Source organism: Bacillus sp. 103mf (genome assembly GCF_900116295.1).
Lineage (GTDB): Bacteria > Bacillota > Bacilli > Bacillales > Bacillaceae_G > Bacillus_A > Bacillus_A bruguierae.
On sequence record NZ_FPAF01000023.1, the window covers coordinates 1 to 25790 of the forward strand.

Annotated in this window: 34 protein-coding genes; all 34 read right to left on the reverse strand. The window is 40.9% G+C overall.

Annotated features, from left to right (window positions below):
• Positions 1-172 precede the first annotated feature (172 nt).
• Complete coding sequence (gene rpsK / locus BM350_RS24270) at positions 173-562, reverse strand: 30S ribosomal protein S11 (protein WP_000101801.1); 390 nt, start codon at positions 560-562, stop codon at positions 173-175.
• Between the two features lie 24 nt (positions 563-586).
• Positions 587-952: a 30S ribosomal protein S13 gene (rpsM, locus tag BM350_RS24275; protein ID WP_090918549.1), complete on the reverse strand. Its 366-nt coding sequence runs from the start codon at positions 950-952 to the stop codon at positions 587-589.
• Between the two features lie 21 nt (positions 953-973).
• On the reverse strand, positions 974-1087 hold the full coding sequence (gene rpmJ, locus BM350_RS24280; protein ID WP_000868344.1) for a 50S ribosomal protein L36: 114 nt from the start codon (positions 1085-1087) through the stop codon (positions 974-976).
• Positions 1088-1122: 35 nt separating this feature from the next.
• Positions 1123-1341, reverse strand: coding sequence for a translation initiation factor IF-1 (infA, locus tag BM350_RS24285; RefSeq protein WP_020062312.1), 219 nt, complete (start codon positions 1339-1341; stop codon positions 1123-1125).
• Between the two features lie 67 nt (positions 1342-1408).
• Entirely contained in the window at positions 1409-2155 is a 747-nt protein-coding gene (map, locus tag BM350_RS24290; protein ID WP_090918551.1) for a type I methionyl aminopeptidase, read from the reverse strand.
• Positions 2155-2805 (reverse strand): adenylate kinase, encoded by a 651-nt coding sequence (locus BM350_RS24295; RefSeq protein ID WP_020062310.1) that lies wholly within the window; start codon positions 2803-2805, stop codon positions 2155-2157. The genes map and BM350_RS24295 overlap by 1 nt, the downstream gene beginning before the upstream one ends.
• A 53-nt stretch (positions 2806-2858) precedes the next feature.
• Positions 2859-4157: a preprotein translocase subunit SecY gene (gene secY / locus BM350_RS24300; protein WP_090918553.1), complete on the reverse strand. Its 1299-nt coding sequence runs from the start codon at positions 4155-4157 to the stop codon at positions 2859-2861.
• Positions 4157-4597: a 50S ribosomal protein L15 gene (rplO, locus tag BM350_RS24305; protein ID WP_020062308.1), complete on the reverse strand. Its 441-nt coding sequence runs from the start codon at positions 4595-4597 to the stop codon at positions 4157-4159. The genes secY and rplO overlap by 1 nt, the downstream gene beginning before the upstream one ends.
• A gap of 33 nt (positions 4598-4630) precedes the next feature.
• On the reverse strand, positions 4631-4813 hold the full coding sequence (rpmD, locus tag BM350_RS24310) for a 50S ribosomal protein L30 (protein ID WP_020062307.1): 183 nt from the start codon (positions 4811-4813) through the stop codon (positions 4631-4633).
• Between the two features lie 17 nt (positions 4814-4830).
• The gene (gene rpsE, locus BM350_RS24315; protein ID WP_090918555.1) at positions 4831-5331 is read right to left on the reverse strand and encodes a 30S ribosomal protein S5; all 501 of its coding nucleotides are present in this window, start codon (positions 5329-5331) and stop codon (positions 4831-4833) included.
• Positions 5332-5352: 21 nt separating this feature from the next.
• The gene (gene rplR, locus BM350_RS24320) at positions 5353-5715 is read right to left on the reverse strand and encodes a 50S ribosomal protein L18 (protein WP_090918557.1); all 363 of its coding nucleotides are present in this window, start codon (positions 5713-5715) and stop codon (positions 5353-5355) included.
• A gap of 31 nt (positions 5716-5746) precedes the next feature.
• A complete protein-coding gene (rplF, locus tag BM350_RS24325) occupies positions 5747-6286 on the reverse strand; it encodes a 50S ribosomal protein L6 (protein ID WP_020062304.1) in 540 nt (179 codons plus the stop codon).
• Between the two features lie 31 nt (positions 6287-6317).
• Entirely contained in the window at positions 6318-6716 is a 399-nt protein-coding gene (gene rpsH, locus BM350_RS24330) for a 30S ribosomal protein S8 (RefSeq protein ID WP_090918559.1), read from the reverse strand.
• 29 nt (positions 6717-6745) lie between these two features.
• A complete protein-coding gene (rpsN, locus tag BM350_RS24335) occupies positions 6746-6931 on the reverse strand; it encodes a 30S ribosomal protein S14 (RefSeq protein WP_020062302.1) in 186 nt (61 codons plus the stop codon).
• 33 nt (positions 6932-6964) lie between these two features.
• Positions 6965-7504 carry a 50S ribosomal protein L5 gene (gene rplE / locus BM350_RS24340; RefSeq protein ID WP_090918560.1) on the reverse strand — a complete coding sequence of 180 codons (540 nt, stop codon included), beginning with the start codon at positions 7502-7504 and terminating at the stop codon, positions 6965-6967.
• A gap of 26 nt (positions 7505-7530) precedes the next feature.
• Positions 7531-7842: a 50S ribosomal protein L24 gene (rplX, locus tag BM350_RS24345; protein ID WP_090918562.1), complete on the reverse strand. Its 312-nt coding sequence runs from the start codon at positions 7840-7842 to the stop codon at positions 7531-7533.
• Positions 7843-7880: 38 nt separating this feature from the next.
• On the reverse strand, positions 7881-8249 hold the full coding sequence (gene rplN, locus BM350_RS24350) for a 50S ribosomal protein L14 (protein ID WP_011983254.1): 369 nt from the start codon (positions 8247-8249) through the stop codon (positions 7881-7883).
• 43 nt (positions 8250-8292) lie between these two features.
• Positions 8293-8556 (reverse strand): 30S ribosomal protein S17, encoded by a 264-nt coding sequence (gene rpsQ, locus BM350_RS24355; RefSeq protein ID WP_090918564.1) that lies wholly within the window; start codon positions 8554-8556, stop codon positions 8293-8295.
• A gap of 20 nt (positions 8557-8576) precedes the next feature.
• A complete protein-coding gene (gene rpmC / locus BM350_RS24360) occupies positions 8577-8777 on the reverse strand; it encodes a 50S ribosomal protein L29 (RefSeq protein ID WP_000855718.1) in 201 nt (66 codons plus the stop codon).
• Positions 8767-9201 carry a 50S ribosomal protein L16 gene (gene rplP, locus BM350_RS24365; RefSeq protein WP_020062298.1) on the reverse strand — a complete coding sequence of 145 codons (435 nt, stop codon included), beginning with the start codon at positions 9199-9201 and terminating at the stop codon, positions 8767-8769. The genes rpmC and rplP overlap by 11 nt, the downstream gene beginning before the upstream one ends.
• A 1-nt stretch (position 9202) precedes the next feature.
• Positions 9203-9862, reverse strand: coding sequence for a 30S ribosomal protein S3 (gene rpsC, locus BM350_RS24370; protein ID WP_020062297.1), 660 nt, complete (start codon positions 9860-9862; stop codon positions 9203-9205).
• A gap of 3 nt (positions 9863-9865) precedes the next feature.
• Complete coding sequence (gene rplV, locus BM350_RS24375; RefSeq protein WP_011983250.1) at positions 9866-10207, reverse strand: 50S ribosomal protein L22; 342 nt, start codon at positions 10205-10207, stop codon at positions 9866-9868.
• A gap of 17 nt (positions 10208-10224) precedes the next feature.
• Positions 10225-10503: a 30S ribosomal protein S19 gene (gene rpsS, locus BM350_RS24380; RefSeq protein WP_090918566.1), complete on the reverse strand. Its 279-nt coding sequence runs from the start codon at positions 10501-10503 to the stop codon at positions 10225-10227.
• Between the two features lie 60 nt (positions 10504-10563).
• Entirely contained in the window at positions 10564-11394 is an 831-nt protein-coding gene (gene rplB, locus BM350_RS24385; protein ID WP_090918568.1) for a 50S ribosomal protein L2, read from the reverse strand.
• Between the two features lie 28 nt (positions 11395-11422).
• Positions 11423-11713, reverse strand: a complete 291-nt coding sequence (gene rplW, locus BM350_RS24390) for a 50S ribosomal protein L23 (protein ID WP_020062294.1) — start codon at positions 11711-11713, stop codon at positions 11423-11425.
• Positions 11713-12336, reverse strand: coding sequence for a 50S ribosomal protein L4 (gene rplD, locus BM350_RS24395; RefSeq protein WP_090918570.1), 624 nt, complete (start codon positions 12334-12336; stop codon positions 11713-11715). The genes rplW and rplD overlap by 1 nt, the downstream gene beginning before the upstream one ends.
• Before the next feature lie 26 nt (positions 12337-12362).
• Positions 12363-12995, reverse strand: coding sequence for a 50S ribosomal protein L3 (rplC, locus tag BM350_RS24400; protein WP_090918572.1), 633 nt, complete (start codon positions 12993-12995; stop codon positions 12363-12365).
• A gap of 33 nt (positions 12996-13028) precedes the next feature.
• Entirely contained in the window at positions 13029-13337 is a 309-nt protein-coding gene (gene rpsJ, locus BM350_RS24405; RefSeq protein ID WP_001040596.1) for a 30S ribosomal protein S10, read from the reverse strand.
• Between the two features lie 389 nt (positions 13338-13726).
• Positions 13727-14914 (reverse strand): elongation factor Tu, encoded by a 1188-nt coding sequence (gene tuf, locus BM350_RS24410; RefSeq protein ID WP_090918574.1) that lies wholly within the window; start codon positions 14912-14914, stop codon positions 13727-13729.
• Between the two features lie 118 nt (positions 14915-15032).
• Complete coding sequence (fusA, locus tag BM350_RS24415; RefSeq protein WP_090918576.1) at positions 15033-17111, reverse strand: elongation factor G; 2079 nt, start codon at positions 17109-17111, stop codon at positions 15033-15035.
• Between the two features lie 208 nt (positions 17112-17319).
• Complete coding sequence (gene rpsG, locus BM350_RS24420) at positions 17320-17790, reverse strand: 30S ribosomal protein S7 (protein ID WP_090918578.1); 471 nt, start codon at positions 17788-17790, stop codon at positions 17320-17322.
• Between the two features lie 29 nt (positions 17791-17819).
• Positions 17820-18242 (reverse strand): 30S ribosomal protein S12, encoded by a 423-nt coding sequence (gene rpsL / locus BM350_RS24425; RefSeq protein ID WP_090918580.1) that lies wholly within the window; start codon positions 18240-18242, stop codon positions 17820-17822.
• Positions 18243-18586: 344 nt separating this feature from the next.
• Entirely contained in the window at positions 18587-22198 is a 3612-nt protein-coding gene (gene rpoC, locus BM350_RS24430; RefSeq protein WP_090918581.1) for a DNA-directed RNA polymerase subunit beta', read from the reverse strand.
• A 37-nt stretch (positions 22199-22235) separates the two neighbouring features.
• A complete protein-coding gene (rpoB, locus tag BM350_RS24435) occupies positions 22236-25766 on the reverse strand; it encodes a DNA-directed RNA polymerase subunit beta (RefSeq protein ID WP_090918583.1) in 3531 nt (1176 codons plus the stop codon).
• Positions 25767-25790 lie beyond the last annotated feature (24 nt).

Consider the following 25790-nt stretch of genomic DNA (forward strand, 5'->3'; position numbering starts at 1 on the left):
CCCTCCTTCAAAACGTCGAAACCTCGGCTAAACAAAGGAAAAACCTCTGTCTAACCGAAAGTCCCCCTTAGGCAGTTCCCGATTGTGCACAACAAGCGATGTTTCTGTACGAAATTTCTCGATAATGCATCATATCCATTATAGACAAAAGGGAAAATTCTATACAGAAAAATTAAACACGACGACGTTTTGGCGGACGACATCCATTATGAGGAACTGGAGTAACATCTCTGATTGCTGTTACTTCTAGACCTGCAGCTTGAAGAGCACGAATTGCAGCTTCACGACCAGCACCAGGACCTTTTACAGTAACCTCTAAAGTTTTTAAACCGTGCTCCATTGCAACTTTAGCAGCAGTTTCAGCAGCCATTTGTGCAGCGAATGGAGTAGATTTACGAGATCCACGGAAACCAAGTGCACCAGCACTAGACCAAGAAAGCGCGTTACCGTGAGTATCTGTAAGTGTTACGATTGTGTTGTTGAAAGTAGAACGAATATGAGCTACACCAGCTTCAATATTCTTTTTCACACGTTTTTTACGAGTGTTTGTTTTACGTGCCATTGTTAGTTCAACCTCCTTTACTTATTATTTCTTTTTATTTGCTACTGTACGACGTGGACCTTTACGTGTACGAGCATTGTTTTTAGAGTTTTGACCACGAACTGGTAAACCACGACGGTGACGAAGACCACGGTAAGAACCGATCTCCATTAGACGTTTAATGTTAAGGGATACTTCACGACGAAGGTCTCCTTCAACTTTGATACGATCGACGATATCACGGATACGTCCTAATTCGTCTTCAGTTAAATCGCGAACTCGTGTTTCTGAAGAAACACCAGCTTCAGCAAGAATTTTTTCAGCAGTTGTGCGACCAATGCCGAATACGTAAGTTAAAGAAATAACAACGCGTTTGTCACGAGGAATATCTACACCTGCGATACGTGCCATTCCGAATGCACCTCCTTCTGATTAACCTTGTTTTTGTTTATGTTTAGGGTTTTCACAAATAACCATTACTTTTCCACGTCTACGAATAACTTTACATTTTTCGCAGATCGGCTTAACTGACGGTCTTACTTTCATGTCTCGAACCTCCTTAAAGATTACGGAGTGCTATATTATTTAAAGCGGTACGTGATACGACCACGATTTAAATCGTACGGAGATAATTCTACCGTAACTTTATCTCCTGGTAAAATACGAATGAAGTTCATACGGATTTTACCAGAAACGTGAGCCAATACAACATGCCCATTCTCTAATTCTACTTTGAACATAGCATTTGGCAACGTTTCAATAACGGTACCTTCGACTTCAATTACATCATCTTTAGCCATTCAATGTTCTCCCTTCTTCAAATCAGTAACATTCTACACTGTTCTGAAATTCCGGAGAGCCAGCTACCTATAAAGTGGTAAGGATTTCGTATCCTGCTTCTGTAAGAGCAATCGTGTGCTCAAAATGTGCACACCATTTACCATCTACCGTTACCACTGTCCAGTCATCAGATAGTGTTTTTACATATCGTCTTCCTTGGTTCACCATCGGCTCAACACAAATGACCATTCCCGGTTTTAATCTAGGCCCTTGATTTGGTGGACCATAGTGCGGGATTTGTGGGTCTTCATGTAAGTCTTGCCCGATTCCGTGACCGACATACTCCCTAACGATCGAGAATCCACTATCTTCAACATACGTTTGAATCGCATGTGAAATATTAGATAATCGCTCGCCCGGTTTTGCGTGTTCTAGACCAAGATACAACGATTTTTCTGTGACATCAAGTAGCTTTTGAACAGATTCGGAAATGTTTCCTACTGGATACGTCCATGCAGAATCTCCATGATATCCATTATATTTCGCGCCAATATCGATACTAATAATATCGCCTTCTTGGAGCTTGCGCTTTCCTGGAATCCCGTGTACAAGCTCTTCGTTTACCGAAGCACAAATGCTTCCCGGAAATCCGTTATATCCTTTAAAAGATGGCACAGCGCCATATTTTAGAATCGTTTTTTCCGCTATTTGATCGAGCTCTTTCGTTGTAATTCCTGGGGCAATATGCCTTTTTAACTCTTGATGAGTTAAAGCAACAATCTTGCCAGCTTCTCGCATAATCTCGATTTCGCGAGGAGTTTTGCAAATAATCATTACGCTAAGCCTCCGATGAGAAGATCGACATCAGCAAATACTTTATCGATATCTTGCTCACCATTAATGCTTTTTAAGTAACCAAGCTCTTCGTAGAAATCAAGCAACGGCTTTGTTTGCTTAATATTCACTTCTAAACGATTTGCTACAGTTTCTTCGTTGTCATCAGAACGCTGATATAACTCGCCACCACATTTATCGCACACGCCCTCTTTTGCTGACGGATTGAATTCTAAGTGGTAAGTCGCACCGCACTCTTTACAAATGCGACGGCCTGTTAAACGTTTTAACAGCAATCCTGAATCCACATTAATGTTTAAAACATAATTGATCTTTTTGCCAAGATCTTTCATGATTTCTTCAAGAGCTGAAGCTTGTGCAACTGTTCGTGGAAAACCATCTAATAAGAAGCCTTTTACACAGTCTTCTTGACTTAAACGCTCACGCACGATTCCAATTGTAACTTCATCTGGTACAAGTGCTCCTTTATCAATAAAGGACTTAGCTTGTAAACCAAGTTCAGTTTCATCTTTCATAGCAGCACGAAACATGTCTCCTGTTGAAATGTGAGGGATGTTATACTTGGCAACAATCTTTTCGGCCTGTGTGCCTTTACCGGCACCTGGAAGCCCCATTAAAATTAAGTTCATCTGTATTCCCCCTCATGAATGAGCATACAGGGAAGATGAATCTTCCCGCTTACTCACTGTTTGATAAACCCTTTGTAATGGCGTTTTACTAATTGACTTTCGAGCTGCTTCATTGTTTCTAAAGCAACACCGACAACAATTAGTAAACTTGTTCCACCTATCTGTGCAGATTGTGGCAGGTTTGCAAATTTAATAAATAAAACAGGCAGGATTGCAATCGCTGCTAAGAAAATTGCACCTACAAAGGTCAAACGATACAAGATCTTTGTTAGATACTGTTCTGTATTCTTACCCGGACGAATACCAGGAACATATCCACCTTGTTTATTTAAGTTTTCAGCCATCTGTTCAGGATTTACTTGAACAAATGCATAGAAATATGCAAAGGCAATAATTAGTGCAACATATACGATCATACCCACTGGATGAGAATAGTTAAAGTTTTTAATAATCCACTGCGATATTTCATGTTTCGGGAAAAACTGTGCAATAGTCGGAGGCGTAATCAAGAATGAAACAGCAAAAATTACTGGAATAACACCAGCACTATTTACCTTAAGTGGTAAATGAGTGTTTTGTGCTCCAGTATAACCACCGTTTCCAGTTACGCGCTTCGCATATTGAATCGGGATTTTTCTAACAGCTTGCTGAATGTAAATAACACCAACAATAACTGCTAACACAGCTAACAAAATCAAACCGACTTTTACGATACGAATGAACAATTGATCTCCGGCATCTTGGAACTGCTGTGCGTACACTTGATTTATAGTATTTGGGATCGCTGCGGTAATACCTGCAAAGATAATAATAGAAATACCATTTCCTACTCCCTTTGCTGTAATTAACTCACCTAACCACATTAAAAATGCAGTTCCGGCAGTTAGTACCGTTGCAATATATAAATAAGTTGACCAGCTAGGATCCAAAATTAATTGTCCACCTGCCATACCGTTAAAACCGATTGACATACCGATTGCTTGAATAAAAGCAAGAACAATTGTAAAGTAGCGGGTAAACTGAGCTAGTTTACGACGACCCATTTCACCTTGTTTTGACCACTCCGTAAATTTAGGAACAACATCCATCTGCAATAATTGCACGATGATGGATGCTGTAATGTACGGCATGATTCCCATCGCAAAGATGGAAAAGTTTTTTAAGGCTCCGCCGCCAAATGTATTCAGAATGCCCAATACATTCAACTGGTCTTGCGCTCTCAGTACATCTGCATTTGTATGAGGCACTGGGATGAACGTGCCAATTCGAAACACGATTAACATCGCTAAAGTGAATAATATTTTATTTCTTATCTCAGCAACGCGCATAAAGTTGGAGATTGTGCGAAACATTAGATCACCTCAACTGTTCCGCCAGCTGCTTCAATAGCTTCTTTTGCACTTGAAGAGAATTTATGAGCTTTAACAGTAAGCTTTTTCTCTACAGCACCGTTTGCAAGAATTTTAACACCGTCGTTTAATTTGCTGATAACGCCAGTCTCAAGCAATAATTCAGGTGTTACTTCTGTACCGTCTTCAAAACGATTTAACGTTGTTAAGTTAACGATAGCAAATTCTTTACGGTTGATGTTTGTGAAGCCGCGTTTTGGTAAACGACGGAATAATGGAGTTTGACCGCCTTCAAAACCAAGACGAACACCGCCACCAGAACGTGCGTTTTGTCCTTTATGACCTTTTCCAGCAGTTTTACCATTACCAGAACCGATACCACGACCTACACGATTACGAACTTTACGAGAACCTTCTGCAGGTTGTAATTCATGAAGTTTCATTCCCAGGCACCTCCTTATATTGATGAGTTATGATTAAGCTTCTTTTACAGTTACAAGGTGAGAAACTTTGTTGATCATACCGCGAATAGCAGGAGTTTCTTCCTTAACTACAGTTGAATTCAACTTTTTAAGACCTAAAGCTTCTACAGTCGCACGTTGATCTTGTGGACGACCAATTACACTACGAGTGAGGGTAATTTCTAACTTTTTCGCCATTATGTTTTCCCTCCTTCTTAACCTAGTAGCTCTTCTACAGATTTACCGCGTAATTTTGCTACATCTTCAGCACGCTTAAGATCTTTTAATCCGTTCACAGTAGCACGGATCATGTTAATTGGTGTGTTAGAACCAAGAGATTTAGAAAGAATATCTTGTACACCAGCTAATTCAAGAACCGCACGAACTGGACCACCAGCAATAACTCCAGTACCTTCTGCAGCAGGTTTTAAGAATACTTCACCCGCTCCGAAGTTACCGATAATTTGGTGTGGAATTGTAGTACCAACTAATGGTACTTCGATTAAGTTTTTCTTAGCATCTTCGATAGCCTTGCGGATTGCATCTGGCACCTCTTGTGCTTTACCAGTACCGAATCCAACATGACCGTTTTTATCACCAACTACAACCAGTGCAGCGAAGCGGAAACGACGACCACCCTTAACAACTTTCGCAACACGGTTTATCGTAACTACACGTTCTTCAAGTTCAAATTTACTTGGGTCAATGCGACGCATCAATTTTCCCTCCTTTGACCATTAAAATTGTAAGCCAGCCTCACGAGCAGCTTCAGCTAAAGCTTTAACACGACCATGGTATAAGTAACCGCCGCGATCAAATACTACTTCTTTAACGCCTTTCTCTACAGCACGCTTAGCAACGATTTCGCCAACTTTAGTAGCAGCCTCGATGTTGCTTGTACCGTTAAGAGTAAGTTCTTTATCAAGAGTTGACGCGCTTGCTAATGTTACACCGTTTACATCATCAATTACTTGAGCGTAAATGTGTTGGTTAGAACGGAACACGTTTAAACGTGGACGCATTGCAGTACCAGCAAGCTTTGCACGTACACGTGCATGTCTTTTCTTACGAACCACATTTTTATCAGGTTTAGTGATCATTCTTGTCACTCCTTTCTTTCACCTAACGGGTTTACTTAGCAGTTTTACCTTCTTTACGACGTACAACTTCGCCTTCGTAACGAATACCTTTGCCTTTATATGGCTCTGGAGCACGTACAGCGCGAACGTTAGCAGCAAATTCGCCAACACGTTGCTTGTCGATACCTTTAATTACAATCTTTGTAGGAGCAGGAACTTCAACTTCAAGACCAGCTTCTGGAGTCATCTCAACTGGGTGAGAATAACCTACGTTTAATACAAGTTTGTCACCTTGTTTTTGTGCACGGTAACCAACACCGATTAATTCAAGTCCGCGAGCGAAACCTGTTGTTACACCTTCAACCATGTTTCCAAGAAGAGCACGAGTTGTTCCGTGTAATGCACGGTGTTCCTTCTGTTCAGTAGGACGTTCTACTGTTAAGATATTTTCTTCAATTTTGATAACCATATCAGCATTGAAAGTACGAGTTAATTCACCTTTAGGTCCTTTTACAGTTACCGTATTATTTTCTGCTACTGTAACTGTAACACCTGCAGGGATTTCAAGAATCTTTTTACCAATACGAGACATGTGGTCACACCTCCGTTCGTTTAAATATATATTACCAAACGTATGCTACTACTTCTCCACCAGTTTGTAATTGACGAGCATCTTTGTCCGTCATTACGCCCTTAGATGTAGAAACAAGTGCAATACCTAATCCGTTAAGTACACGTGGTACTTCATCAGCTTTTGCATAAACGCGTAAGCCAGGCTTACTAATACGCTTTAATCCAGTGATTACACGCTCATTGTTTACACCGTATTTTAGGAAAATACGAAGGATACCTTGTTTGTTATCCTCGATGTATTCCACATCACGGATGAAACCTTCACGTTTTAAGATTTCAGCAATTTCTTTTTTGATTTTAGAAGCAGGAACTTCTAATTTATCATGACGTACCATGTTCGCATTACGGATGCGAGTAAGCATATCTGCAATTGGATCTGTCATCACCATGTGTTTTACCTCCTTCCCATTTGTGGGTTTTACCAACTAGCTTTTTTAACACCAGGAATTTGACCTTTATATGCAAGTTCACGGAAACAAATACGGCAAAGTTTAAATTTGCGGTATACAGAATGCGGACGACCGCAGCGCTCGCAACGTGTATAGTCTTGTACTTTAAACTTAGGAGTACGCTTTTGTTTCGCAATCATAGATTTTTTAGCCACGTTTTCGCCTCCTCTACTTAGCGTTGGCTTCCATTATTTTTGGAATGGCATACCGAATTGTGTTAAAAGTTCACGAGCTTCTTCATCAGTTTTCGCTGTAGTAACGATTACGATGTCCATACCACGAACTTTGCTTACTTTATCATAATCAATCTCAGGGAAAATTAATTGCTCTTTAACACCTAATGTGTAGTTACCACGACCATCGAAAGATTTCTTAGAAACACCACGGAAATCACGTACACGTGGTAAAGAAACTGATACTAATTTGTCGAAGAACTCATACATTTGCTCGCCGCGTAAAGTAACCTTTGCACCGATAGGCATACCCTCACGAAGACGGAAACCTGCGATAGATTTTTTAGCGCGAGTTACAACAGGCTTTTGACCTGCGATTTGTGTTAATTCTTCTACAGCACTGTCTAATGCTTTAGAATTGGATACCGCGTCACCAACACCAGTGTTGATTACGATCTTTTCGATTTTCGGTACTTCCATAACAGATTTATAGTTAAACTTGCTCATAAGAGCAGGAGTAATTTCTTTTTGGAATTTATCTTTAAGGCGATTCAATGAAGGGACCTCCTTTCATATAGAACTTATTTATCTAATAATTCACCAGATTTTTTTGCAACACGAACTTTTTTACCATCTTCCACTTTGTAACCTACGCGAGTAGGTACACCTGTTTTAGGATCTAATGGCATAACATTAGATACGTGGATAGGTGCTTCTTTCGTGATAATTCCACCTTGTGGATTTAATTGAGATGGCTTAGAGTGCTTCTTAACGATGTTAACACCCTCAACGATAACACGGTTTTCTTTTGGGAAAGCTGCAAGGATAACACCTTGTTTTCCTTTGTCTTTACCACTGATTACCTGTACTTTATCACCTTTTTTTACATGCATCTTACTTCTGCACCTCCTTAGCAAGGCAATACCTTAAATTATAGAACTTCTGGAGCTAAAGAAACGATCTTCATGAAGTTGCTATCACGTAATTCACGAGCTACTGGTCCGAAGATACGAGTACCACGTGGGCTCTTATCGTCTTTAATGATAACCGCTGCGTTTTCATCAAAACGAATGTAAGAACCGTCTGGACGACGAGCACCGCTCTTCGTACGTACTACTACTGCTTTAACAACGTCACCTTTTTTAACAACGCCACCTGGTGTTGCTTGTTTTACCGTAGCAACGATAATATCACCGATGTTTGCGTATTTACGACCAGAGCCGCCTAATACTTTGATTGTTAAAAGTTCACGTGCGCCAGAGTTGTCAGCTACTTTCAAACGAGATTCTTGTTGGATCATGTTATGAAACCTCCCTTCGGACTTAAAATTCCGATTCGTCTATTTAGATAATAACCGCTTCTTCAACGATTTCAACTAAACGGAAACGCTTAGTAGCAGAAAGCGGGCGAGTTTCCATGATTTTTACGATATCGCCAACTTTTGCTTGGTTTTGCTCATCATGCGTTTTGTATTTCTTAGAATACTTAACGCGTTTTCCATATAAGGAATGAGTTTTGTAAGTTTCAACTAAAACTGTAATCGTTTTGTCCATTTTGTCAGAAACAACACGACCAGTGTAAACTTTGCGTTGGTTACGTTCGCTCACTTTGCAAACCTCCCCTCAATTTATCGATTAATTCCGATCTCTCTTTCACGAACTACAGTTTTCATACGAGCAATCGCTTTACGCACTTCACGGATGCGTGTTGGATTCTCTAATTGGCCTGTAGCAAGTTGGAAGCGAAGGTTAAACAACTCTTCCTTTAATGCTTTAACTTTTGTTTCGATTTCAGCAGTGGTTAATTCACGAATATCATTAGTTTTCATTAGATTCACCACCATTTTCTTCACGTTTTACGAATTTACATTTCACTGGTAATTTGTGAGCTGCAAGACGTAATGCTTCACGTGCTACCTCTTCAGATACGCCCGCAATTTCAAACATAACCTTTCCAGGTTTTACAACTGCTACCCAACCTTCAGGAGCCCCTTTACCGGAACCCATACGTACTTCTAGAGGCTTAGCAGTGTAAGGTTTAGAAGGGAAAATTTTAATCCAAACTTTACCGCCACGTTTCATATAACGAGTCATTGCACGACGAGCTGCTTCGATTTGACGGTTTGTAATCCAAGATGCTTCTTGAGATTGTAAACCAAACTCACCAAAATGTACTTCAGCGCCACCTTTTGCACGACCACGCATTTTACCACGATGCTCTCTACGATATTTTACGCGTTTAGGCATTAACATATTATTTTCCTCCTTCCTCAGAAGCTTTCTTTTTTGTAGGAAGGACTTCTCCACGGTAGATCCATACTTTTACACCTAATTTACCGTACGTTGTATCAGCTTCAGCTGTTGCATAGTCAATATCAGCGCGAAGTGTATGAAGTGGAACAGTTCCTTCACTGTAAGATTCTGCACGAGCAATATCAGCTCCGCCAAGACGACCAGAAACCTGTGTTTTAATACCTTTAGCTCCTGCACGCATAGCACGTTGAATTGCTTGCTTTTGTGCACGACGGAAAGATACACGGTTTTCTAATTGACGAGCGATATTTTCGCCTACTAATTTAGCGTCAAGATCAGCTCTCTTAACTTCTAAAATGTTGATGTGTACACGTTTACCTGTTAATTGATTAAGAGCTTTACGAAGTGCTTCAACTTCTGTACCACCTTTACCAATTACCATACCAGGTTTTGCCGTGTGAATTGTAACATTTACACGATTTGCCGCACGCTCGATTTCTACTTTAGAAACAGCAGAATCTTTTAAGCGAACGTTAATGTATTCACGAATTTTGATGTCTTCATGTAAGAATGTAGCGTAGTCTTTTTCAGCGTACCAACGAGATTCCCAATCGCGGATAATACCGACGCGAAGACCAACTGGACTAACCTTTTGACCCATCGATTATCCCTCCTTCTTTTCTGATACCACAACTGTAATGTGGCTTGTGCGCTTGTTAATTTGGCTTGCACGACCCATTGCACGTGGACGGAAACGTTTTAACGTTGGACCTTCGTCAACGAAAACTTTCTCAACAACTAAGTTGTTTACATCCATTTCGTAGTTATGTTCTGCATTTGCAATTGCAGATTTCAAAACTTTTTCTACAACTGGAGAAGCAGTTTTTGGTGTGTGGTTAAGGATAGCAATCGCTTCACCCACTTGCTTACCTCGGATTAAGTCTACTACTAAACGAACTTTACGAGGAGCAATACGAACTGTTCTCGCTACTGCTTTAGCTTGCATTGAAGTGCCTCCTCTCATTATCTTCTAGTTTTCTTATCGTCAGCATCATGACCTTTGTACGTACGAGTTGGTGCGAACTCACCTAACTTGTGGCCTACCATATCTTCAGTTACGTATACAGGAACGTGTTTACGACCATCATATACAGCGATTGTATGACCAATAAACTGTGGGAAGATCGTTGAACGACGAGACCAAGTTTTTACAACTTGCTTTTGCTCAGTTTCATTTAACTTTGTCATTTTGTTCATTAAATGATCATCGACAAATGGTCCTTTTTTCAAGCTACGAGCCATTTTGGTGCCTCCCTTCGTGATTGCCGTACGGTTCTAGAAATGAACCGTACTACAACCCCATTATTTTTTACGACGACGAACGATGAATTTGTCAGACGCTTTATTTTTCTTACGAGTCTTGAATCCAAGAGTTGGTTTACCCCATGGAGACATTGGAGACTTACGTCCGATTGGTGAGCGACCTTCACCACCACCGTGTGGGTGATCAACTGGGTTCATTACGGAACCACGAACAGTTGGGCGCTTACCTAACCAGCGAGAGCGACCTGCTTTACCAATTTTAATAAGTTCATGGTGCTCATTACCTACTTGACCTACTGTAGCGCGACAAGCAGATAACACTAAGCGTACTTCACCAGAAGTTAAACGTACAAGTACGTATTTACCTTCTTTACCAAGTACTTGAGCAGATGTACCAGCAGAACGAACTAATTGTCCACCACGACCTGGTTTAAGCTCGATGTTATGAACAACTGTACCTACTGGAATGTTGATTAATGGTAATGCATTACCGATTTTAATGTCCGCTTCTGGGCCAGACATGATTTCCATACCTACTTCTAAGTTTTTAGGAGCAAGGATGTAACGTTTTTCACCGTCAACGTAGTTAATTAATGCGATATTCGCAGAGCGGTTTGGATCGTATTCGATCGTAGCAACGCGTCCTGGAATTCCATCTTTGTTACGTTTGAAGTCGATGATACGGTATTGACGTTTGTGTCCGCCACCTTGGTGACGTACAGTGATTTTACCTTGGTTATTACGTCCAGCCTTTTTACTTAAAGGCGCAAGTAATGATTTTTCCGGTCTATCAGTCGTGATTTCAGCGAAATCGTTCGTAGTCATGTTACGACGACCGTTAGTAGTCGGATTATACTTTTTGATTGCCATCTGATTTTCCCTCCTTCTTTAGTAAGGATTAAACTCCTTGGAAGATCTCGATTTCTTTGCTGTCAGCAGTAAGCTTAACGATTGCTTTACGACGACGGTTAGTAAAACCAGCGTGACGACCAACACGTTTTGCTTTTGGTTTGTAGTTCATGATATTTACTTTATCAACTTCAACACCAAAGATCGCTTCTACAGCATCTTTAACTTCCGTTTTATTAGCTTTAACGTCCACATCGAACGTGTATTTTTTTTCAGCCATCATTTCCATAGAACGTTCAGTGATAACTGGGCGCTTAATGATATCACGAGGATCTTTCATTATGCAAGCACCTCCTCTACTTTTTCCACTGCCGCTTTTGTCATGATTAGCTTATCATGATGAAGAACGTCTAATACGTTCACGCCATCAGCAGTGATTACTGTTACTCCAGGAATGTTGCGAGCAGATAACTCAACAGCTTCGTTTGCATCAGCAGTTACGATAAGAGCTTTCTTCTCAACAGCTAATCCTTTAAGAACTGCTACCATGTCTTTTGTTTTTGGTGCATTTAATACTAAATCCTCAAGAACTACGATGTTGTTCTCAACTACTTTAGTAGCTAATGCAGATTTGATAGCTAAGCGACGAACTTTTTTAGGTAGTTTGTAAGCATAGCTTCTTGGTGTAGGTCCGAATACCGTACCACCACCACGCCATTGAGGAGAACGGATAGAACCTTGACGAGCACGTCCAGTTCCTTTTTGACGCCATGGTTTGCGACCTCCACCGCGCACTTCAGAGCGAGTTTTTACTTTGTGTGTACCTTGACGTAAAGATGCGCGTTGCATCGTTACAGCTTCAAAAAGTACAGCTTCGTTTGGTTCGATACCGAAAATAGTTTCAGCTAATTGGATTTCACCAACTTCAGAACCAGTTTGGTTAAATAACTTTACTTTTGGCATTGGGGTTCCTCCTTTCTTATAGAAAATTATTTGCTAGCCTTAACAGCACTACGAACAACTACAAGAGATTTCTTAGCGCCAGGAACGTTGCCTTTTACTAATAGTAAATTACGTTCAACATCAACTTGAACGATTTCTAAGTTTTGAATAGTAACTTGGTCTCCGCCCATACGTCCAGCAAGTTTTTTGCCTTTGAATACACGGTTCGGAGCAACAGGGCCCATTGAACCAGGACGACGGTGGTAACGAGAACCGTGAGACATAGGTCCGCGAGATTGTCCGTGGCGTTTAATAACACCTTGGAAACCTTTACCTTTAGAAATACCTGTTACGTCTACAGCTTCACCTGCAGTGAAAACTTCTACTTTTACCTCTTGACCAACTTCTTGTCCTTCAACGTCTGCATCGCGAAGTTCGCGAATGAAGCGCTTAGGAGCAGTAGTTGCTTTAGCAACGTGACCTTGTTCAGGTTTGTTAGCTAATTTTTCGCGTTTGTTATCAAAACCTAACTGAATTGCGTTGTAGCCATCAGTTTCAACAGTTTTCTTTTGAAGGATCACGTTTGGAGTCGCTTCGATAACAGTTACAGGAATTAGCTCGCCATTTTCAGCAAATACTTGAGTCATACCGATCTTTTTTCCTAAGATTCCTTTGGTCATGAGTTACACCTCCTACATTTTAACTTATATAAATTATAGTTTGATTTCGATATCTACACCAGATGGTAGGTCTAAACGCATTAAAGAGTCTACTGTTTGTGGAGTAGGGCTCACGATGTCGATTAGACGTTTGTGCGTGCGCATTTCGAATTGCTCACGAGAATCTTTGTATTTATGAACCGCACGAAGAATCGTGTAAACAGTTTTTTCAGTTGGTAATGGGATCGGACCAGAAACTGTCGCCCCAGAACGCTTAGCTGTTTCCACAATTTTCTCAGCTGACTGATCAAGAATACGGTGATCATAAGCTTTTAAACGAATACGAATTTTTTCTTTTGCCATTATTTTCCCTCCTTCGTTCGCCTATTTTAAAAATAGACATTCTCCATGGAAATTTCCACACACTCGCCATGGCAAAGCGGCCGGGTGTGTCAGCAACCTTCCACTTCATCGCAGTCAAAGACCAACATTGTTTATTATACAACGTTTCTAGCCTAGATGCAACACTTTATTTGTGCACATCATCATTTACTGTACTTTTGCTATTATACATGGTACTTTAATGAATTTCAAGTTTTCATCTGTCGTAATTACTTTAACAGTTTTTGGTCGCAAGGTTTTACGATTTATATATTATAGAAGAAACTCGTCAAAACTTAAAAAATATGTTTTATCTATTATAAATAAAAAACCCAAGGGAAAATCCCTTGGGTTTTTTATATCAATTGAGATTACTCAACGATAGTTGCAACTACACCGTAACCTACAGTACGTCCACCTTCACGAATAGAGAACTTAGTTCCTTCTTCGATTGCGATTGGAGCAATAAGTTCGATAGTCATTTCGATGTTGTCACCAGGCATTACCATTTCAGTACCTTCTGGTAATTGGATGATACCAGTTACGTCAGTTGTACGGAAATAGAATTGCGGACGGTAGTTAGCGAAGAATGGAGTGTGACGTCCACCTTCTTCTTTAGATAATACGAAAACTTCAGCTTTGAATTTAGCGTGAGCTTTTACAGAGCCAGTTTTAGCAAGAACTTGTCCACGTTGGATCTCTTCACGAGCTACACCACGAAGTAGTGCACCGATGTTGTCTCCAGCTTGTGCTTGGTCAAGAAGCTTACGGAACATTTCTACACCAGTTACAGTTGTAGATTTGTTTTCTTCAGTGAAGCCGATGATTTCTACTACGTCACCAACTTTAACGATACCACGCTCTACGCGACCTGTAGCAACTGTACCACGACCTGTGATAGAGAACACGTCCTCAACAGGCATTAAGAATGCTTTTTCAGTGTCACGTTCTGGAGTTGGGATGTAAGCGTCAACTTCGTTCATTAATTCGATGATTTTTGCTTCCCACTCAGCATCTCCTTGAAGAGCTTTAAGAGCAGAACCTTTAATTACAGGGATATCATCGCCTGGGAAGTCGTATTCAGATAATAGATCGCGAACTTCCATTTCTACTAATTCTAATAATTCTTCGTCATCAACCATGTCGCATTTGTTTAAGAATACAACGATGTAAGGAACACCTACTTGACGAGAAAGAAGGATGTGCTCACGAGTTTGAGGCATTGGGCCATCAGCAGCAGATACTACTAAGATACCGCCGTCCATTTGAGCAGCACCAGTGATCATGTTTTTAACATAGTCAGCGTGTCCTGGGCAGTCAACGTGTGCATAGTGACGAGTTTCAGTTTCATACTCAACGTGTGCAGTTGAGATTGTGATACCGCGCTCTCTTTCTTCTGGAGCAGCATCGATTTGGTCGTAACCTTTCGCTTCAGCACCACCAGCTTTTGCAAGAACCGTAGTGATAGCAGCAGTTAATGTAGTTTTACCATGGTCAACGTGGCCGATTGTACCAATGTTAACGTGTGGTTTAGAACGTTCGAATTTAGCTTTTCCCATTCTAAATTCCTCCTTGGTTATATAGATTATTTTATATTTAGACTAGAAAGTAAGGGGCCTAAGCCCCGCTTTCTAAGCTTACATAAGTAGTTATACTTGAACAATCGATAAAAATCAATTATTCACCTTTATTTTTTTTAATAATTTCTTCTGAAATAGACTTCGGTACTTCTTCATAATGATCAAATGTCATTGAGAATGTTCCGCGTCCTTGCGTGTTAGAACGTAGAGCCGTTGCATAACCAAACATTTCAGAAAGTGGTACCATTGCACGAACAACTTGTGCGTTACCACGAGCTTCCATACCTTCTACACGTCCACGGCGAGAAGTTACGTCACCCATGATATCTCCCATGTACTCTTCAGGAATTACAACTTCAACTTTCATCATTGGTTCAAGAATTACTGGGTTACATTTAGAAACCGCAGCTTTAAGAGCCATAGATGCAGCGATTTTGAACGCCATCTCAGAGGAGTCAACATCATGGTAAGATCCGTCAACTAATGCAGCTTTAATGTCAACTAGTGGATAACCAGCTAGTACACCATTTTTAAGTGCATCTTCAAGACCTGCTCCAACAGCTGGGATGTATTCACGTGGAACTACACCACCGACGATCTTGTTTTGGAATTCGAATCCTTTACCTTCTTCATTAGGTTCAAACTCAATCCAAACGTGACCGAATTGTCCACGACCACCAGATTGACGAGCGAACTTACCTTCAACTTTCGCAGCAGCGCGGAAAGTCTCACGGTATGCTACCTGAGGAGCACCAACGTTTGCTTCCACTTTGAATTCACGGCGCATACGATCAACAATGATATCAAGGTGAAGTTCACCCATACCAGCGATGATTGTTTGGCCAGTTTCTTGGTCAGTGTGAGCACGGAATGTTGGATCTTCTTCAGAAAGCTTAGATAATGCTGTACCCATTTTATCTTGGTCAGCTTTAGATTTTGGTTCGATAGCTACAGAGATAACTGGTTCTGGGAATTCCATAGACTCAAGGATAACAAGGCTCTTCTCGTCACAAAGAGTATCACCAGTTGTAGTATCTTTTAAACCTACAGCAGCAGCGATGTCACCAGCGTAAACTGTTGAAATCTCTTCACGGCTGTTTGCGTGCATTTGTAGGATACGACCTACACGCTCACGCTTACCTTTAGTTGAGTTTTTCACGTATGATCCAGAGTTTAACACACCAGAGTACACACGGAAGAATGTTAACTTACCAACATAAGGGTCAGTCATGATTTTGAATGCTAATGCTGCGAAAGGCTCTTCATCGCTAGAATGACGTTCTACTTCTTCATCTGTGTCCGGAAGAGTACCTTTAATAGCAGGTACGTCTAATGGAGATGGTAGGTAGTCGATAACTGCATCTAACAGAATTTGAACACCTTTATTTTTGAATGCAGAACCACAGATTACTGGGAAGAATTCTACAGAAGTTGTAGCCTTACGGATACCAGCTTTAAGCTCTTCTACAGTGATTTCTTCACCTTCTAGGTACTTCATCATCATTTCTTCATCAAGCTCTGCTACCGCTTCGATAAGTTTTCCGCGGTATTCATCAGCTAATTCTTTATGTTCTGCAGGAATTTCAATACGTTGAATATCTGTTCCTAAGTCGTTTGCATACATGTATGCACACTCTTCTACTAGGTCGATAATTCCTGTAAACTGATCCTCAGCACCGATTGGTAACTGAATTGGATGTGCGTTTGCTTGTAAACGGTCATGAATTGTTCCTACAGAGTATAAGAAGTCTGCACCGATCTTGTCCATTTTGTTAACGAACACGATACGTGGTACACCGTAAGTAGTAGCTTGGCGCCAAACAGTTTCTGTTTGTGGTTCTACACCAGATTGCGCGTCAAGTACTGCTACCGCACCATCAAGTACGCGTAAAGAACGTTCTACTTCTACAGTGAAATCTACGTGTCCTGGAGTGTCAATGATGTTTACACGATGACCTTTCCATTGAGCTGTAGTTGCCGCAGAAGTAATTGTGATACCACGCTCTTGCTCTTGCTCCATCCAGTCCATCTGAGATGCACCTTCGTGAGTTTCACCGATTTTGTGAATGCGGCCTGTGTAGTACAGGATACGCTCAGTTGCTGTTGTTTTACCAGCATCGATGTGAGCCATGATACCAATATTACGAGTGTTTTCTAAGGAGAACTCTCTTGTCATTTGGTGTCTTTCTCCTTCCTAATATGGATTGGATTTTTTTATTTTAAGTAGCAAAAAAGCCACTTTATTTTGTTACATATGTCAGTATGTCTAGTACCCTCATTATGTAAAACGAGCGCCCATTGAAAGGGAGAGGAATTCTCCCTCTCCACACTTCCATAAGCGACAAATAAAGCGGTTTATGCTTATAATTATTTTTCGTTGAATCCTACCAACGGTAATGAGCAAATGCTTTGTTAGCTTCTGCCATTTTGTGAGTGTCTTCACGTTTCTTAACAGATGCACCAGTGTTGTTAGCTGCATCTAAGATTTCGTAAGCTAGACGCTCTTCCATAGTTTTTTCACCACGAAGACGAGCGTAGTTTACTAACCAGCGAAGACCTAAAGTTGTACGGCGTTCTGGACGAACCTCAACTGGAACTTGGTAGTTAGCACCACCAACACGACGAGCGCGTACTTCAAGAACAGGCATGATGTTCTTAAGAGCTTGCTCGAATACTTCCATTGGTTCGTTACCAGTACGTTCGCGAACGATATCGAACGCATTATAAAGAATTGTTTGAGATTTACCTTTTTTACCGTCAACCATCATTTTGTTGATTAGGCGTGTTACAAGTTTAGAATTGTACATTGGATCTGGTAACACGTCACGTTTCGCAACAGGTCCTTTACGAGGCATATTGAGTTCCTCCTTTCAGTTCAGTTTTATTATTTCTTAGCAGGTTTTGGTCTCTTAGTACCATATTTAGAACGTCCTTGCATACGTTTGTCAACACCAGCTGTGTCAAGCGCACCACGAACGATGTGGTAACGTACCCCTGGTAAGTCTTTTACACGACCACCGCGAATTAATACTACGCTGTGTTCTTGTAGGTTATGACCGATACCTGGGATGTAAGCAGTAACCTCGATACCATTTGTTAAACGTACACGAGCGTATTTACGTAACGCTGAGTTCGGTTTCTTCGGAGTCATTGTACCAACACGAGTACATACACCACGTTTTTGAGGTGCAGAGATATCAGTTGCTTTTTTCTTTAAAGAGTTGAAACCTTTGTTTAACGCAGGTGATTTAGATTTCCATACTTTATCAGTACGTCCATTTCTCACTAATTGGTTAATAGTAGGCATTAATTTATCCTCCCTTCGCACGTTTGTATGACCACATATCCAGGTGGTTCATTATTAGTTGAAAACAAAGTTTTTGCAAGGGAGAGCAAATGCTCTCTCCTCACAAAAACAGTTTTAACTTGTTATTCCTATCACTGAAGCTCCTACTTGCATCTCATAATGTTGAGATCCAGTTTTAAAAAGTATGTTATGTTGCATCGCTACCAGCTACCGCAACCTTTTAACTATACCGTGTTGAATTACATTCAACGTTATTAAGGAGCAACCTTGCTTATATTAACATTTTGCATTGCATCATGTCAACTAGGATTATCTTTTTTATACAAAATTTACGACGGAAAATTTTAGTTTTCTACGTAAACCTCGGTATTTTCTACATTTGTTTCCTCTTGTGCTGTTTTCACAAGATCAACTCTACGGTAACGATTCATACCTGTACCAGCTGGAACAAGTTTACCGATAATAACATTTTCTTTCAGGCCAAGAAGTTCGTCACGCTTACCTTTAATTGCTGCATCAGTTAACACACGAGTTGTTTCCTGGAATGATGCCGCAGATAAGAATGAATCAGTTTCAAGTGAAGCTTTCGTAATACCAAGAAGGATTGGACGTGCTGTTGCTGGTTGTTTACCTTGAAGCAACACTTTCGCATTCGCATCCGTAAATTGGTGGATATCAAGTAATGTTCCTGGTAATACGTCTGTTTCACCAGCATCAATTACACGCACTTTTCGCAACATTTGGCGAACCATTACTTCAACGTGTTTATCACCAATTTCTACCCCTTGCATACGGTATACTTTTTGAACTTCACGAAGCAAGTATTCTTGAACTGCTGTAATATCTGTTACTTTCAGTAATTCTTTCGGATCGATAGAACCTTCAGTAAGTTCTTTACCATGTTCAATGCGGTGTCCTGGAGCTACTTTTAAACGAGCACCATAAGGAATTGCATACGTACGTGCTTCTACATCGCCTTGTACAACAACTTCTTGGCGATCTTTCACATCGTTAATCGCTGCAACAACACCGTCGATTTCACTGATAACCGCTTGACCTTTCGGATTACGCGCTTCGAAAATCTCTTGAATACGCGGTAAACCTTGTGTGATATCGTCTCCAGCAACCCCACCTGTATGGAATGTACGCATCGTTAACTGTGTACCTGGCTCACCGATAGATTGAGCTGCGATAATACCAACCGCTTCGCCTACCTCTACATCTGTACCAGTAGCTAAGTTACGACCATAACACTTCTTACATACGCCGTGGCGTGTGTTACATGTAAACGCAGAGCGGATGTACAATTGTTCAACGCCTGCTTTTTCAATGATATGAGCAATATCTTCTGTAATTAATTCATTTTCACGAACTAACACTTCGCCTGTTTCTGGATGCTTCAGAGTTTTTCTTGCGAAACGTCCTACAAGACGATCGTATAAGGATTCGATAATTTCGTTTCCTTCTTTAATTGCGCCAATTAATAAACCGCGATCTGTTCCACAGTCATCTTCACGAACGATAACATCTTGTGCAACGTCAACAAGACGACGTGTTAAGTAACCAGAATCGGCAGTCTTAAGTGCTGTATCGGCAAGACCTTTACGCGCACCATGCGTAGAGATGAAGTACTCAAGTACCGTTAAACCTTCACGGAAACTTGATTTGATTGGAAGTTCGATGATACGTCCAGATGGGTTAGCCATCAAACCACGCATACCAGCAAGCTGCGTAAAGTTCGATGCGTTACCACGGGCACCAGAGTCACTCATCATGAAGATCGGGTTGCGCTTATCTAGCGTTTTCATCAGTTTTCCTTGAATAACGTCTTTTGCATTACTCCAAATAGAGATAACGCGATCATAACGTTCTTCCTCCGTGATTAAACCACGACGGAATTGTTTAATTACTGTATCTACTTTTGCTTGCGCTTCGTGTAGAATTTCTTCTTTTTCACCTAATACAAGGATATCTGCTACCCCAACTGTAATACCAGCTTTTGTAGAGTATTTAAACCCTAAGTTTTTCATACGGTCAAGCATGCGAGACGTTTCTGTAATTTTAAAACGTTTAAATACTTCCGCAATGATGTTACCAAGGATTTTCTTGCTAAATGGTGCCACTTCTTCGCGACTAGCAATAATTTCTTTTACGTTAGCGCCCTTTTCAACAAAATATTCCACTGGAGTTTCTTTCTCCAAGTTTGTTTTTGTTGGTTCGTTAATGTAAGGGAATGATTTCGGTAAGATTTCATTGAATATTAACTTACCAACTGTTGTTAACAACAGCTTGCTGTTTTGCTCTTCTGTAAACGTTTCGTTGTTTACAGAGCTTGCTGCAACAGCAACACGAGTATGCAAGTGTACATATCCGTTTTGGTATGCAAGTAATGCTTCGTTCGTATCTTTGAAAATCATACCTTCACCAATTGCACCCGCGCGCTCAAGCGTTAAGTAGTAGTTACCTAATACCATATCCTGAGACGGTGTAACAACTGGTTTTCCATCTTTCGGGTTCAAAATGTTTTGTGCAGCTAACATAAGAAGACGAGCTTCTGCCTGTGCTTCTGATGATAACGGAACGTGAACCGCCATTTGGTCACCGTCAAAGTCCGCGTTGTATGCAGTACATACAAGTGGATGCAGACGAATTGCACGACCTTCTACCAATGTAGGTTCAAACGCTTGAATACCAAGACGGTGAAGCGTTGGAGCACGGTTTAAAAGTACAGGGTGTTCTTTAATTACAGACTCTAAAACATCCCAAACTTCAGGTTGTACTCGTTCAATTTTACGTTTAGCACTCTTAATGTTGTGCGCTAAACCTTTTCCCACTAACTCTTTCATAACGAAAGGTTTGAACAGTTCCAGCGCCATTTCTTTTGGCAGACCGCATTGGTACATTTTCAAGTTCGGTCCTACAACGATAACGGAACGACCAGAGTAGTCAACACGTTTACCTAATAAGTTTTGACGGAAGCGTCCTTGCTTACCTTTTAACATATGGGAAAGAGATTTTAACGGACGGTTACCAGGCCCAGTAACTGGACGACCACGACGACCGTTATCAATTAAAGCATCTACTGCTTCTTGTAACATACGCTTTTCGTTTTGGACAATAATGCTTGGTGCACCTAAGTCTAATAAACGTTTTAAACGATTGTTACGGTTAATTACACGACGATATAGGTCGTTTAAGTCAGAAGTTGCAAAACGTCCACCATCTAACTGTACCATCGGGCGAAGTTCTGGTGGGATAACTGGAAGAACATCTAGAATCATCCAAGATGGTTCGTTTCCAGAGTTACGGAATGCTTCTAATACTTCTAGACGTTTAATAGCGCGCGTACGACGTTGTCCTTGCGCTGTTTTTAACTCTTCTTTTAAGAAGTCTACTTCTTTATCTAGATCGATATCTTGTAATAACTTCTTAATTGCTTCTGCGCCCATGGAAGCTTGGAAAGAGTTTCCGTATCTATCGCGATACGCACGGTATTCTTTCTCCGAAAGAAGTTGCTTCTTATCAAGTGGTGTATCTCCACTTTCTGTTACTACATAAGAAGCGAAATAAATTACTTCTTCAAGCGCGCGAGGGGACATGTCTAAGACAAGTCCCATGCGGCTTGGGATACCTTTGAAATACCAAATATGAGATACAGGAGCAGCTAATTCAATATGACCCATACGTTCACGACGAACTTTCGCACGCGTTACTTCAACGCCGCATCGATCACAAACTACACCTTTATAACGGACACGTTTATATTTACCACAATGACATTCCCAGTCTTTTGTTGGACCGAAAATACGCTCACAGAACAAACCGTCTTTCTCTGGTTTCAATGTACGATAGTTAATCGTTTCGGGTTTTTTTACTTCCCCATATGACCAAGAGCGAATTTTGTCTGGTGATGCAAGTCCAATCTTCATATATTCAAAGTTGTTTACATCTATCAAGGGGCCTACCTCCCTTTTAATCTACAGGTTATCCCAATTATTCCTTCGTTGCCTCAACTTCGACATTTAATTTATCTGCAGATTGATGATCATCGTCATCAGTATCACGCATTTCAATTTCAGTATCGTCGCTAGACATCATCTTAACATCCATACCTAAACTTTGTAATTCCTTAATCAATACTTTGAATGATTCAGGAACACCTGGTTCTGGAACGTTTTCGCCTTTTACAATCGATTCGTACGTTTTCACACGCCCAACAACATCATCCGACTTAACTGTTAAGATTTCTTGAAGAGTATATGCAGCACCGTAAGCTTCAAGTGCCCAAACCTCCATCTCACCGAAACGCTGTCCACCGAACTGCGCTTTACCTCCAAGAGGTTGCTGTGTTACAAGTGAGTATGGTCCAGTAGAACGAGCATGAAGTTTATCGTCAACCATGTGTGCAAGTTTAATCATGTACATGACACCAACAGATACACGGTTGTCGAACGGTTCACCAGTACGTCCATCGTATAAAATTGTCTTCGCATCACGCGCCATACCAGCTTCTTCAATTGTTCCCCATACATCTTCCTCACGAGCACCATCGAATACTGGTGTTGCAACGTGGATACCAAGATATCTTGCTGCCATACCTAGATGAAGCTCTAACACCTGACCGATATTCATACGAGATGGTACCCCTAATGGGTTTAACATGATATCGATTGGTGTACCATCTGGTAAGTAAGGCATATCTTCTTCCGGTAAAATACGGGAGATAACACCTTTGTTACCGTGACGGCCGGCCATCTTGTCACCTTCAGAAATTTTACGTTTTTGAACGATATATGCACGTACAAGTTGATTTACACCTGGTGGCAATTCATCACCATCTTCACGGTTAAATACTTTTACGTCTAAGATAATACCGCCACCACCGTGTGGTACACGTAGTGATGTATCACGTACTTCACGAGCTTTCTCACCAAAGATTGCATGTAATAGACGTTCTTCTGCTGTTAACTCTGTTACACCTTTTGGCGTTACTTTACCAACAAGCAAGTCTCCGTCTTTTACTTCTGCACCGATGCGGATGATACCACGCTCATCAAGGTTGCGAAGCGCATCTTCCCCTACGTTTGGAATGTCTCGTGTAATTTCTTCTGGTCCTAGCTTCGTATCACGAGCTTCAGACTCATATTCTTCAATATGAATTGAAGTGTACACATCATCTTTTACAAGGCGCTCACTCATAATGATCGCATCCTCGTAGTTATAACCATCCCATGTCATAAAGCCAACAAGCACGTTACGACCAAGTGCAAGTTCACCTTTTTCCATAGAAGGACCGTCTGCAAGAATCTCCCCTTTTACAACTTCATCGCCAACACTTACGATTGGACGTTGGTTGTAACAAGTTCCTTGGTTAGAACGGATGAATTTCAACATTTTGTAGCGATCTAAGTCACCTTTTATTTGCTGACCGTCTACTTCGATATAACGACGTACCCAAACTTCGCGAGCTTCTACACGTTCAACAATACCAGGGTGTTTACAAATTACTGCAGCACCTGAATCTTTCGCCGATACGTACTCCATACCAGTACCTACAATTGGAGATTCTGGGTTCATAAGTGGAACCGCTTGACGTTGCATGTTCGCACCCATTAGCGCACGGTTCGAGTCATCGTTTTCTAAGAACGGAATACAAGCTGTCGCAGCAGACACAACCTGTTTTGGAGAGATATCCATATAGTCGATACGTTCACGTTTTACTACAACGTTCTCATCGCGGAAACGGGCTACAACGTCTTCGTCAAGGAAATCTCCATTTTCAGATAAACGTGCGTTTGCTTGGGCAACAACATAATTATCTTGTTCATCAGCTGTTAAATAATCTACACGTGTTGTTACACGGCCAGTTTCTGGATCCACGCGGCGATATGGTGTTTCAATGAAACCAAACTCATTTACTTTCGCAAATGAAGATAAAGAGTTAATCAAACCGATGTTCGGTCCCTCTGGCGTTTCAATTGGACACATACGACCATAGTGAGAGTAGTGAACGTCACGCACTTCAAAGCCTGCGCGCTCACGCGTTAAACCACCAGGTCCTAATGCAGATAGTCTTCGTTTATGTGTTAACTCTGCTAATGGGTTTGTTTGATCCATAAACTGAGATAACTGAGAGCTACCAAAGAACTCTTTAATAGATGCAATAACCGGACGAATGTTAATTAACGCTTGCGGTGTAATTGCATTTGTATCTTGAATTGACATTCTCTCACGAACAACACGTTCCATACGAGAAAGACCGATACGGAATTGATTTTGTAACAATTCCCCTACAGAACGTAGGCGACGGTTTCCTAAATGGTCAATATCATCTGTGTCTCCTACTTTATATAGAAGATTAAAGAAATAGCTAATAGATGCAATAATATCGCCTGGTGTAATATGTTTTACATCGCGATCGATATTCGCATTACCAATAATATTGATAGAACGCTCTCCATCTGCATCTGGAGCATAAATCTTAATAGATTGTAATTCAACATTACCTTCTACCACTCCGCCCATCGGTTTCACTGTTTTAAAACCAATGTTCTTTTCTAAATAAGGTAAAATACGATCTAATGTACGACGATCTAGGATTGTTCCTTCTGTTGCTAAAATTTCACCTGTTTCAGGATCCACTAAAGTTTCAGCTAAACGTTGGTTGAACAATCTGTTTTTAATGTGTAATTTCTTATTAATTTTGTAGCGACCTACATTTGCTAGATCATAACGCTTTGGATCAAAGAAGCGAGAAACAAGCAAGCTCTTTGCATTTTCTACTGTTGGTGGCTCACCTGGACGTAGACGCTCATAAATTTCGAGCAGCGCTTTTTCTGTGCTATCCGTGTTATCTTTTTCTAGCGTATTGCTTAAGTATTCGTTATCACCTATCAATTCGGTGATTTCTTGATCAGAGCCAAACCCTAATGCGCGTAACAAAACAGTTACAGGTAATTTACGCGTACGATCGATACGCACATAAACAACATCCTTAGCATCTGTTTCATATTCCAACCAAGCTCCGCGGTTTGGAATTACAGTAGCAGTAAATCCGCGTTTTCCGTTTTTGTCTACTTTTCCGCTGTAGTATACACTTGGTGAACGAACTAACTGAGAAACAATAACGCGTTCTGCACCGTTAATTACAAATGTTCCTGTCTCTGTCATGAGCGGGAAATCCCCCATGAACACATCTTGCTCTTTTACTTCACCAGTTTCTTTATTGATTAGACGCACTTTTACACGAAGTGGTGCTGCATACGTCACATCACGCTCTTTACACTCTTCTACAGAATATTTCGTTTCACCTAGACTGTAGTCGATAAACTCAAGCGATAGATTTCCCGTAAAGTCTTCAATCGGAGAAATGTCTTGGAACATTTCTCGCAAACCCTCATCAAGAAACCACTGATAAGAAGAGGTTTGAATTTCGATAAGATTTGGTAATTCTAATACCTCACTAATACGGGCATAACTTCTTCGTTGGCGGTGTCGTCCGTATTGAACTAGTTGACCTGTCAACTGCTTCACCCCTCAAATCAAGAG

What these genes read in the sequence shown, in the direction of transcription:
- rpsK (WP_000101801.1), bottom strand. Translation starts at nt 562, where the DNA reads ATGGCACGTAAAACAAACACTCGTAAAAAACGTGTGAAAAAGAATATT.
- rpsM (WP_090918549.1), bottom strand. Translation starts at nt 952, where the DNA reads ATGGCACGTATCGCAGGTGTAGATATTCCTCGTGACAAACGCGTTGTT.
- rpmJ (WP_000868344.1), bottom strand. Translation starts at nt 1,087, where the DNA reads ATGAAAGTAAGACCGTCAGTTAAGCCGATCTGCGAAAAATGTAAAGTT.
- infA (WP_020062312.1), bottom strand. Translation starts at nt 1,341, where the DNA reads ATGGCTAAAGATGATGTAATTGAAGTCGAAGGTACCGTTATTGAAACG.
- map (WP_090918551.1), bottom strand. Translation starts at nt 2,155, where the DNA reads ATGATTATTTGCAAAACTCCTCGCGAAATCGAGATTATGCGAGAAGCT.
- BM350_RS24295 (WP_020062310.1), bottom strand. Translation starts at nt 2,805, where the DNA reads ATGAACTTAATTTTAATGGGGCTTCCAGGTGCCGGTAAAGGCACACAG.
- secY (WP_090918553.1), bottom strand. Translation starts at nt 4,157, where the DNA reads ATGTTTCGCACAATCTCCAACTTTATGCGCGTTGCTGAGATAAGAAAT.
- rplO (WP_020062308.1), bottom strand. Translation starts at nt 4,597, where the DNA reads ATGAAACTTCATGAATTACAACCTGCAGAAGGTTCTCGTAAAGTTCGT.
- rpmD (WP_020062307.1), bottom strand. Translation starts at nt 4,813, where the DNA reads ATGGCGAAAAAGTTAGAAATTACCCTCACTCGTAGTGTAATTGGTCGT.
- rpsE (WP_090918555.1), bottom strand. Translation starts at nt 5,331, where the DNA reads ATGCGTCGCATTGACCCAAGTAAATTTGAACTTGAAGAACGTGTAGTT.
- rplR (WP_090918557.1), bottom strand. Translation starts at nt 5,715, where the DNA reads ATGATCACTAAACCTGATAAAAATGTGGTTCGTAAGAAAAGACATGCA.
- rplF (WP_020062304.1), bottom strand. Translation starts at nt 6,286, where the DNA reads ATGTCTCGTATTGGTAAAAAGATTCTTGAAATCCCTGCAGGTGTTACA.
- rpsH (WP_090918559.1), bottom strand. Translation starts at nt 6,716, where the DNA reads ATGGTGATGACAGATCCAATTGCAGATATGCTTACTCGCATCCGTAAT.
- rplX (WP_090918562.1), bottom strand. Translation starts at nt 7,842, where the DNA reads ATGCATGTAAAAAAAGGTGATAAAGTACAGGTAATCAGTGGTAAAGAC.
- rplN (WP_011983254.1), bottom strand. Translation starts at nt 8,249, where the DNA reads ATGATCCAACAAGAATCTCGTTTGAAAGTAGCTGACAACTCTGGCGCA.
- rpmC (WP_000855718.1), bottom strand. Translation starts at nt 8,777, where the DNA reads ATGAAAACTAATGATATTCGTGAATTAACCACTGCTGAAATCGAAACA.
- rplP (WP_020062298.1), bottom strand. Translation starts at nt 9,201, where the DNA reads ATGTTAATGCCTAAACGCGTAAAATATCGTAGAGAGCATCGTGGTAAA.
- rpsC (WP_020062297.1), bottom strand. Translation starts at nt 9,862, where the DNA reads ATGGGTCAAAAGGTTAGTCCAGTTGGTCTTCGCGTCGGTATTATCCGC.
- rplV (WP_011983250.1), bottom strand. Translation starts at nt 10,207, where the DNA reads ATGCAAGCTAAAGCAGTAGCGAGAACAGTTCGTATTGCTCCTCGTAAA.
- rpsS (WP_090918566.1), bottom strand. Translation starts at nt 10,503, where the DNA reads ATGGCTCGTAGCTTGAAAAAAGGACCATTTGTCGATGATCATTTAATG.
- rplB (WP_090918568.1), bottom strand. Translation starts at nt 11,394, where the DNA reads ATGGCAATCAAAAAGTATAATCCGACTACTAACGGTCGTCGTAACATG.
- rplW (WP_020062294.1), bottom strand. Translation starts at nt 11,713, where the DNA reads ATGAAAGATCCTCGTGATATCATTAAGCGCCCAGTTATCACTGAACGT.
- rplD (WP_090918570.1), bottom strand. Translation starts at nt 12,336, where the DNA reads ATGCCAAAAGTAAAGTTATTTAACCAAACTGGTTCTGAAGTTGGTGAA.
- rplC (WP_090918572.1), bottom strand. Translation starts at nt 12,995, where the DNA reads ATGACCAAAGGAATCTTAGGAAAAAAGATCGGTATGACTCAAGTATTT.
- rpsJ (WP_001040596.1), bottom strand. Translation starts at nt 13,337, where the DNA reads ATGGCAAAAGAAAAAATTCGTATTCGTTTAAAAGCTTATGATCACCGT.
- tuf (WP_090918574.1), bottom strand. Translation starts at nt 14,914, where the DNA reads ATGGGAAAAGCTAAATTCGAACGTTCTAAACCACACGTTAACATTGGT.
- fusA (WP_090918576.1), bottom strand. Translation starts at nt 17,111, where the DNA reads ATGACAAGAGAGTTCTCCTTAGAAAACACTCGTAATATTGGTATCATG.
- rpsG (WP_090918578.1), bottom strand. Translation starts at nt 17,790, where the DNA reads ATGCCTCGTAAAGGACCTGTTGCGAAACGTGACGTGTTACCAGATCCA.
- rpsL (WP_090918580.1), bottom strand. Translation starts at nt 18,242, where the DNA reads ATGCCTACTATTAACCAATTAGTGAGAAATGGACGTACTGATAAAGTA.